The organism is Micromonospora arida (assembly GCF_003857035.1).
Lineage (GTDB): Bacteria > Actinomycetota > Actinomycetes > Mycobacteriales > Micromonosporaceae > Micromonospora > Micromonospora arida.
Genome location: NZ_QGSY01000082.1, coordinates 1 through 2,103 on the forward strand (window position 1 = coordinate 1; position 2,103 = coordinate 2,103).

Here is a 2,103-nt window from a genome sequence, read left to right on the forward strand (position 1 = left end):
GCCTGGCGGTACATGGCGGAGAAGGTGAGGCCGGTGGCGCGACCCGCCCCTCCACCGGCTTCACCTTCTCCGCCATGTACCGCCAGGCCGACCAGGTGGCCCGCGCCCTCGCCGCGGGCCGCGCGCCGGTGCCCGCGCCGGCGTACCCGCGCCGGCACCGTTGGATGGACGCGGTGGCGCTGCGCGCGCTGGACCGGGGTGGGGTGGGCGGTCCCGATTTCTTCGATCGGCTCTTCGACCGCAACCCGGCCGAGCGGGTGTTGCGCTTCCTCGACGGCGGCACCACTCCGGCCGAGGAGGTCGCGATCATGAACTCGACCCGGCTGTGGCCGATGATCGCCGCGACCGCCGGTGACGCCGTACAGCGGGTCCGTGACCGGGTGCGTCCCACCCGGCCCGCGCCGGCCATCCCACCAGCGGTGGTGGGTTCGGCGCCGACGGCGCGGCGCGGCGGCCCCCCGAGCGGGGAGGACGACGTCCGCGCCCGGTAGGTTGCCGGGCATGGTGGACGCGGCGGCCGGCAGAGGCGTGCAGATCTGGACCGACGGGGCGTGCAGTGGCAACCCCGGTCCGGGTGGGTGGGGTGCGCTGCTGCGCTACGGCGATCACGAGCGGGAGCTGTGCGGCGGTGAGGCCACGCCCACCACGAACAACCGGATGGAGCTGATGGCGGCCATCCAGGCGTTGGAGAGCCTGAACCGGCCGGTCACCGTGGAGCTGCACACCGACAGCACGTACGTGCGCAACGGCATCACCAGTTGGCTGGCGTCGTGGAAACGCAACGGTTGGCGGACCGCCGCGAAGCAGCCGGTGAAGAACGCCGACCTGTGGCAGCGGCTGGAGGCGGCCTGCGAGCGGCACGAGGTCACCTGGCTGTGGGTCAAGGGGCACAACGGCCACCCGGAGAACGAACGGGCCGACGGGCTCGCCAACAAGGGCATGACCGAGGCGCGGGGCGCGCTGACCACCCGCTGAGCCCGGGTCAGCGGGTCGCGTCGGGGTGTCCCGGCATGCTCGACCCGCCGCCGCTGCTGCCCGACGAGCCCCCGACGACGCCCGAGTTGTCGGGCTCGGTCACGATGTCCGGCCGGACGTCGGTGTCCGCCGGTGCGGGGACCTCGGTGTCCGTCTCGACCTGCACCAGTGGCGTCTGGCCGGCCTCGTCCTCGCTGTGCTGCGGGTCGCCCGGCTGCTCACCCTGGCGATTTCGGTAGCCCACGGCCGTGCCCCCCCGTCGATGCCGGTTCGCGTCGGCGCTGGCTACCCGGCGTCGTCCCGGCCGAAACCTGACCCGCCGGCGGTGACCGCCGAGCACCGTCTCGGCCTGTGGCGCAGCGGACGGCAGCCGCAGGGTCCGGCGGCGGACAGGCCTTAGCGGCGACGGCCCCGACGGGCGGGGGAGCGAGCCGGCTGACGGACCGGGGTGAGCGGCAGCGCCGTCCAGTGCGCCGGCCGGCTGAGCTCCGGCGGCAGCCCGGTGCGGGTGTCACCTCGGGCGGCGTCCAGCTGGGTCTGATGCAGGAAGAGCGTGCGCCGCAGGTCCGCGCCCCGCAGGTCGGCCCCGCGCAGGTCCGCGCCGGTGACGTCGGCCAGACCGAGGTCCGCTCCGCGCAGGTCGGCGCCGATGAGCAGCGCTCCGCGCAGGTTGGCCCGGCGCAGGTCGACGCGGCGCAGGTCCACCCCGAGCAGGTGCGCGCCCCGCCGGTCGGCGCCGCCGGGGGCGCGGGCCACGTCGCTGGCCCGGGACAGCAGCGGGTTGACCCGGTTCCGTTGGTCGGCGACGTCCACCGCGCGAAGTTGCGCCGGGCCACCCTCGGTGAGCGTCAGCGTCTCGGCGCGGGCGCGTTCCAGCTCGGCGCGCAGATCGGCCGGCGGGTGCAGCGCCACCGCCTCGGTGAGGTACCAGAGCAGTTCGTGCAGCGGTCGCAGCACCGCGAACGCCTCCGCCATCGCCGGCAACGTCTCCGGCGCGTCCCGCCAGTCCCGCCCGCCGAAGGTCACCTGGGCGACCTGCTGCCCGGCCCCGAAGCAGTCGAACACCGTGCAGCCGGGAAAGCCACGCTGCCGCAGCTCGGTGTGGATGCCGCAGCGGTGGTCGGGGCG

The 2,103-nt window shown here is 75.3% G+C and carries 4 protein-coding genes; 2 read left to right on the forward strand and 2 right to left on the reverse strand.

Annotation, left to right across the window (positions count from 1 at the left end; translation table 11 throughout):
* Both DLJ58_RS02845 and rnhA read left to right on the forward strand, forming a co-directional pair.
* Nucleotides 1–491, forward strand: a 491-nt coding sequence (locus DLJ58_RS02845; protein WP_244218754.1) for a lycopene cyclase family protein, incomplete at its 5' end; no start/stop codon positions are given.
* A 10-nt stretch (nucleotides 492–501) separates the two neighbouring features.
* A complete protein-coding gene (gene rnhA, locus DLJ58_RS02850) occupies nucleotides 502–975 on the forward strand; it encodes a ribonuclease HI (protein WP_124853718.1) in 474 nt (157 codons plus the stop codon).
* Nucleotides 976–982: 7 nt separating this feature from the next.
* Here rnhA and DLJ58_RS02855 read toward each other — a convergent pair whose 3' ends face one another.
* Nucleotides 983–1,219: a preprotein translocase YidC gene (locus tag DLJ58_RS02855; RefSeq protein ID WP_124853719.1), complete on the reverse strand. Its 237-nt coding sequence runs from the start codon at nucleotides 1,217–1,219 to the stop codon at nucleotides 983–985.
* A gap of 152 nt (nucleotides 1,220–1,371) precedes the next feature.
* On the reverse strand, nucleotides 1,372–2,103 hold a 732-nt coding region (locus DLJ58_RS02860), incomplete at its 5' end, for a pentapeptide repeat-containing protein (protein WP_148097971.1).